4 protein-coding genes are annotated in these 6,571 nt (G+C 42.3%); 3 read left to right on the top strand and 1 reads right to left on the bottom strand.

Annotated features, from left to right (window positions below; translation table 11 throughout):
- Positions 1–3,744, top strand: a 3,744-nt coding sequence (locus HMPREF1521_RS05345) for a YadA-like family protein (protein WP_038116812.1), incomplete at its 5' end; no start/stop codon positions are given.
- Positions 3,745–3,850: 106 nt separating this feature from the next.
- Positions 3,851–4,495, top strand: coding sequence for a hypothetical protein (locus HMPREF1521_RS05340; RefSeq protein ID WP_038116809.1), 645 nt, complete (start codon positions 3,851–3,853; stop codon positions 4,493–4,495).
- A gap of 117 nt (positions 4,496–4,612) precedes the next feature.
- On the opposite strand, the gene HMPREF1521_RS05335 is transcribed toward HMPREF1521_RS05340, so the two are convergent.
- Positions 4,613–4,879 (bottom strand): hypothetical protein, encoded by a 267-nt coding sequence (locus HMPREF1521_RS05335; protein ID WP_038116807.1) that lies wholly within the window; start codon positions 4,877–4,879, stop codon positions 4,613–4,615.
- A 660-nt stretch (positions 4,880–5,539) separates the two neighbouring features.
- Between HMPREF1521_RS05335 and HMPREF1521_RS05330 the strand changes: the two genes are divergently transcribed.
- Positions 5,540–6,571, top strand: a 1,032-nt coding sequence (locus tag HMPREF1521_RS05330; RefSeq protein WP_038116803.1) for an ESPR-type extended signal peptide-containing protein, incomplete at its 3' end; no start/stop codon positions are given.

Here is a 6,571-nt window from a genome sequence, read left to right as displayed (position 1 = left end):
GGGGCCCATATCATGGGTAACAATTCCACTGTATCCGCAAAGGGTAGCATGGCGTTAGGTAACTGGGCATATGCGACGGCTATGGATTCTTTTGTCATGGGGAACAATGCCCGTGTGGATCAGGCTAATTCCGTAGCGCTAGGTACTAACTCAACGACTGAAACTGTAGTAAGTACGCCGAATGCAACTGTTAACGGTGTCAATAAGACCTTTGCCGGCGGTACAGCTCAAGGTACCGTAAGTATCGGTGCCAATAATGTAGCCGGTGTGGCAGGCATTAAAAAATACTATCGTACGCTTACTAATTTGGCTGCCGGTCGTATCGATGCTAATAGTACAGATGCTATTAATGGCAGTCAGTTACATGCTGTAAAAGAAGAAGTTGAAAGAGGGCTTAACTTCGATGCTAATACAGGCGGTGCGAAAAATAATAAATTAGGCTCTAAAGTTACCATCAAAGGCGACGGCAGCAATATCAATGCCGCAATTACACAAGCTAATGGTGATACAACTATTAACATGACTTTGGGTAACACCGTTACAATAGGTGCAGCGAACCCTGTAACGATTAATGGTACTACAGGGCATGTAACAGGCCTTCAAAATAAAGACTGGAATGTAGATAGTCCTGTGGCTGTATCTGGTCGCGGTGCTACGGAAGATCAGTTGAAAAAAGTTAACGATAAAGTTAATACTAATAAAACTGCTATCGATAAAAATGCCGGGGACATCAATACTAACAAGCAAAATATCACAAAAAATGCCGGTGATATTGCTAATAATAAAAATGATATTGCTAAAAACAAGCAAGATATTTCAACAATTAATACGACAATTAATAAGGGCTTAAACTTTGCAGGTGATACCGGTGCTGTAAGCAACAGACAATTAGGCGACACTGTAACTGTTAAAGGCGGTGCTACAGGCACATTATCTGACGGTAATATCGGTGTTGAATCCGACGGCAATGGCACATTGAATGTGAAATTAGCTAAAACATTGACTGGTTTGGACAGCGTTACAGCTGGTAATACTAAGATTGATAACGGCGGCTTGACTGTAGGCGGTAAAACATATGTATCTCCATCAGGGCTCAATGCGAATAATCAAAAGATTACCAACGTGGCGGACGGTAGCAATCTTAATGATGCCGTTAATTACGGTCAGTTACAAAAAGCTATCAACGGTACTGCGAAGGCATCCAGTGTGAAAGCAAAGGATGCGAATGTAACCGTAACGGAAGGTACGAATGCGAATGGCGGTAAGGAATATACTGTCGGTCTCGGTAATAAAATTACCGTAGGTACAGCGAACCCTGTAACTGTAGACGGTGATACAGGTCATGTAACAGGTCTCACGAATACGGATTGGAATGTGGATAATCCAGTGGCTGTATCCGGTCGTGCTGCGACGGAAGATCAGTTGAAGAAGGTTAACGACAAAGTTAATACGAATAGATCCGACATTGACAAAAATAAACAGGATATTGCGGATAACAAACAGAATATTGCGGATAACAAACAAAATATCACTAAAAATGCCGGAGATATCGCCAACAATACGCAGAATATCAATAAGAATAAACAGGATATCTCCGATATCAATAAAACTCTTGAAAAAGGCTTAAATTTTGCCGGTGATACCGGTGCCGTAAGCAACAGAAAATTAGGTGATACCGTAACTATCAAAGGCGGTGCTGATGCAGCTAAATTATCCGACAATAATATCGGTGTTGTATCCGACGGCAACGGTACATTGAATGTAAAATTGGCGAAAGAATTACAGGGATTAACGTCTACAACTTTTACAAACGGTGGTAATAACACCGTTATCAACGGTGACGGCATGACAATCAATCCTGCCGGCGGTAATAAGGTGAGCCTCACAAAAGACGGCTTAAACAACGGCGGCAACAAGATTACCAATGTAGCCAACGGGACGGATCCTACGGATGCGGTTAATAAATCCCAATTGGATAACGCTACAGCGAAAGCCTCCACGACGGTCTCTCAAGGCAGCAATATCACTGTTACACCTAGCGATAACGCTAATGGTTCCAAGAATTATGAAGTAAGCCTTAAAGATCAGGTGACATTGGGCAAAGATGCGGGGAAACAAGTTTCCTTTGATGGTACAAACGGAACTATCAAAGCCGGCGATAAGGTAACTATCGACGGTAAAGACGGCAAGATTGCGGCAGGCAAAGTCGCTGTTGACGGTAAAGACGGTTATGTGACAGGTCTGGAAAACAAAGATTGGGATCCTGACAACATCACAAGCGGTCGTGCTGCTACAGAAGACCAATTGCAAAAATCCCACAAATCCTTGGATAATAAGATTACTAATCTAGGCGATGAAATCACGAAAAAAGGTATGAATTTCGCCGGCAATACAGGTGAATTCCATCGTGATCTAGGCCAAAAGGTTACGATCAAAGGTGAAGGTACGGAATCCGACGATAAATATTCCGGTGAGAATATTAAGACCGTAGCCGAAAACGGTAATGTTACTATCAAGATGGCGAAAGATCTTAAGACTGACAGCGTAACTACTGATAAGGTAAAAGTCGGTAAAAACGGTCAAGACGGTGTATCCATTACAGGTCCTAACGGTGCTGACGGTACAGACGGCAAAGTAGGTATCACAGGCAAAGACGGTAAAGATGCTGTATCCATGTCCGGTAAAGACGGCGTCGGTCATATCGGTTTAACCGGTAAAGATGGCCGCAATGCGGATATTACCGTTGATAAAGGTGATCCAGACTTAGATGGTAACAACATCACTCGTATTAAGTACCAAGACGAAAATGGTAAGACACACCAAGTGGCAACTAAAGACGACGGTATGAAATACGGTGGCGATAGCGGTTCCGTAATCAAGAAAAAGCTTAACGAACAAGTTAATGTAGTGGGTGGCATTACTGATGCTAGCAAGTTGACTACAGAAGACAATTTAGGTGTTGTATCCGACGGTACTGGTAACCTTAAGGTTCGTATGGCGAAAGACTTGAAAGGTCTTGAAACGGTAACAACTAAGGATGCTGACGGTAATACGACCGTTATGAACGGTGGCGGCGTGACAATCACTCCGGCCGGCGGCAACCAGGTGAGCCTCACAAAAGACGGCCTTGATAACGGCGGCAATACGATCAGTAATGTCGGCCCTGGCGTAAACGGAACCGATGCGGTTAACGTAAATCAATTGAAAGATGCTACTGACGGCTTGTCAAATGCCATTAATGCGGTAGCGGGCGAAACGCAACGTGTAGGCGCTCATGCGGCGGCACTTTCAGCGTTGAAACCTATTCAGTATGATCCGTTGGAACCGACTCAAGTGATGGCCGGCATCGGCAACTATCGTGGTGAAACGGCGGCGGCTTTAGGCGTTGCTCATTACACGGCGGAAGATACGATGTTCCATGTAGGAATGTCCGTAGGTGGCCACCATAACATGGTGAATGCCGGTGTAACTCGTAAATTCGGTACTTCCGATGCTAAGAAAGCAGTTCCTGAACGATACAAGGGCGGCCCTATCAGCTCTATTTATGTGTTGCAAGATGAAGTGACAGCGTTGAAAGCTGAAAATGCACGCATGCAAGAAAGCCTCAATGAGCTGTCTTCTGTTAAGGATGATAATGCACGTATGCAACAACGTATTGATGAATTATCCTCTGTGAAGGAAGATAATGAACAAATGAAGGCTCAAATTGCATTGTTGATGCAACAAGCAGGGCTTACAAAGTAAATTTGACTTGATTAAATGGGTTATTTAGTATACTCTATTCATGTAAGAATCATGTAAGGAATATGAAAGCCGCCCTTCGGGGGGCGGCTCGTCATTAGGAGGATTTATGAAATTCAAAAAATTTATGCCTGTATTGGCGCTTGCTTGTGTATGTGTAGCCGGTCAGGCGGATGCGGCTCAGGATCGATTGATGATGCCGGAACAACCTGCTGAACCGTTAAACGTGATTGAAGCGGAAGTCGCAGTTCCTGTACCTAGCGAAGAAGTTCGCGATGTTGTGAATGCTTTCACACAATTCCAATTGGATCAGAAGGGCAAACGCATCATGGATGATACGCGCGTTATGAAGGGGCAAGAGCGCTATCGTAATAATGTATTATATTACATGAACGTTCGCCGCAGCTGGTACATCGTGAGCCATCGTTACAAGAACGACAGCTATGCGCGCTTGGCGTTAGACCGTTTGTACAACGATTACAAACAGTTCTTTACGGACCATGTGACGGTGTCGGAAGACGGTAAATTGGATTACGCGCAGCAAATCATCGATATTTTAGATCGTAATACGGCCAATATTCATGATGATGAATTGCGTTTCTACATGAATGAAATGGTGATCTTCAGCTTGAACGAAGCCATGAAAGACGGCAATAATCGCGTGAAACCTGTGGGGGAACAGGCGGCTCCGGAACCGGAAGACGCTCATGTAGTTGACCTTCGCGCTGCGATTAATGCACCAACAATTCAATAATTTTAGATTATTCAATTATAAGAATTAAGTGTTGTTGTGTTGTATTGTATTTCTTATAATTGTATGACCGATAAAAAATATCGGGGTGTTGTTTGTATTAACAATACCCCGATATTTTTATGCATATAATTTTGCAATCAATGTGATTCGCTGACCTTGAATCACCTTATATGTAATTTTTTTTACGATGGCCGTAAAGTTGTGGCGCAAAAATTTCAACTGATCGTTAGGCTGAACGTCCGTGTCGTATGTGAACACGCCTTCTTCTCCGTTAAAACGTCCTTTGATTGTGAAAGTTTGATTATCTCTCGTGACTACGATATCTTCTTCGCTAACCGGATTCGGTTTGTCTATATTTTGTTCTAAGATATTGAGTTCTGACATAGATGAGTTCCTCCTTTCTGCTTTCAGTATAACAGGAAAAGTTAAAAAACACATGGAGTGACTGTATAAATAGTTTTCATATACGTATGATCTATTTCTATGAAATCCACAAAGCTCATCGGACCGCGTTCGTAGCGCAAAAATAAAAGAAAAGGAATGCCGGTACTATGGCTTTCACCGATCATTCCTTTTCTCACATAATAGAATGTACCCTCATAGACATGTGCAATGTGCTATAGTTAATTGGCTTAAGTAGGTATGTAGTAATTGTGTACGTACATTGAGTCGAGATGGCAGAACGCCGTGTACGATATCCGTTTATGACGAGATACCATTCTATTATACGGTCATCATAAAACAGGATGATGAAGAGAAAATAAATTATCAGGTATTGGGTCATACTGTTACATATATAGTGAGGATTATTATTGTTCGTGAAACCGGGTGAATGATAGCGGCGATTGCGACTAATATATAAAATATCTATTTGTAACGAAAGTGTTAAAAATTTAAACTTAATATTTAATGAATATAAAATGAAAAAATAATTCACTTTGCAGTAATTATATGGTATTTTAAAGGTATACTTCGCATAGAATCGATATAATATTAAAATAAATCGATTCATTTATTTTTTTGATTTTTAAAGGAGTAAGATTGATGAATCGAGTGTTTAAAGTAATTTGGAATCGTACAAAGGGTTGTTACGTAGTCGTAGCGGAAACGGCTAAGAATATGACGAAACGATCCTCGTTGTCGGTAGTTTTTTCAAAAATGCTGGGGATTACGGCATGTACAGTTATGTTGACAGGAGTTATGATGCCTACGGATGCGTTGGGGGCACCTATTACAAGAGGTACCGGTGCGACAGCTGAAAATGACGGCGGCATTGCTGTAGGTGAAAGAACAAATGCTCGCGGCGACTATAGTGTTGCTATGGGTACAGATGCTACTGTTGGTGTTGGTGATCCTAGTGAATCTGAAAGTCAGAACGGTATCGCTATCGGTCATAATGCAAAGGTAACTGTTAACCCTGCGACGGCGACACCAGGTATTACAGATAAGAGCGGTGGTATTGCGATTGGTCATAGTGCGGAAACTAGAGATATTAATACAATCGCTATTGGTACGGGGACATTAGGGCAAGGTGCACAAGCTGTGGCTATTGGTCGTAATGCGAATACCATTGCTAATAATGGTGTAGCTATTGGTAATGAAGCAAAAGTACAATCCACGAACGGCTTTGCTTTGGGTAATAACTCAAGAGCGGGGTTCAATAAAGTTAATCAGTTAATTGGTAAAGATAATGATTTAGCTTTTGGCCCTAATGCACGCGCTTGGGGAGGTACCTCCATGGCTTTTGGTAATAATGCTGAGTCAGGTGGGGGAAGTGCTGTAGCTATTGGTAATAAAGCATACTCCATGGGTGATCATGGTGTTGCTTTAGGTACTAATGCACAATCTCGTGGTGAAGAAGCTCCAGCATTAGGTACGAATTCCACTGCAAATGGCAAATATTCGGTGGCTGTTGGACGTAAAAGTTTAGCTAGTAATGAACAAGATATCGCTATAGGTTCTGGTGCACAAGCTTCTGGAACGAATTCTTTAGCAGTAGGTAGTGAGGCAAAAGCGACAAAAAATAGTAGTATAGCTATCGGTAATGGATCGGAATCGAACGGTACAAGTTCCGCC

The organism is Veillonella sp. AS16, from assembly GCF_000517785.1.
GTDB classification, from domain to species: domain Bacteria; phylum Bacillota; class Negativicutes; order Veillonellales; family Veillonellaceae; genus Veillonella; species Veillonella denticariosi.
This window is presented reverse-complemented; position numbering and strand designations above follow the sequence as displayed.

Coding starts and splice junctions, on each gene's coding strand:
- HMPREF1521_RS05340 (WP_038116809.1), top strand. CDS start 3,851: ATGAAATTCAAAAAATTTATGCCTGTATTGGCGCTTGCTTGTGTATGT.
- HMPREF1521_RS05335 (WP_038116807.1), bottom strand. CDS start 4,879: ATGTCAGAACTCAATATCTTAGAACAAAATATAGACAAACCGAATCCG.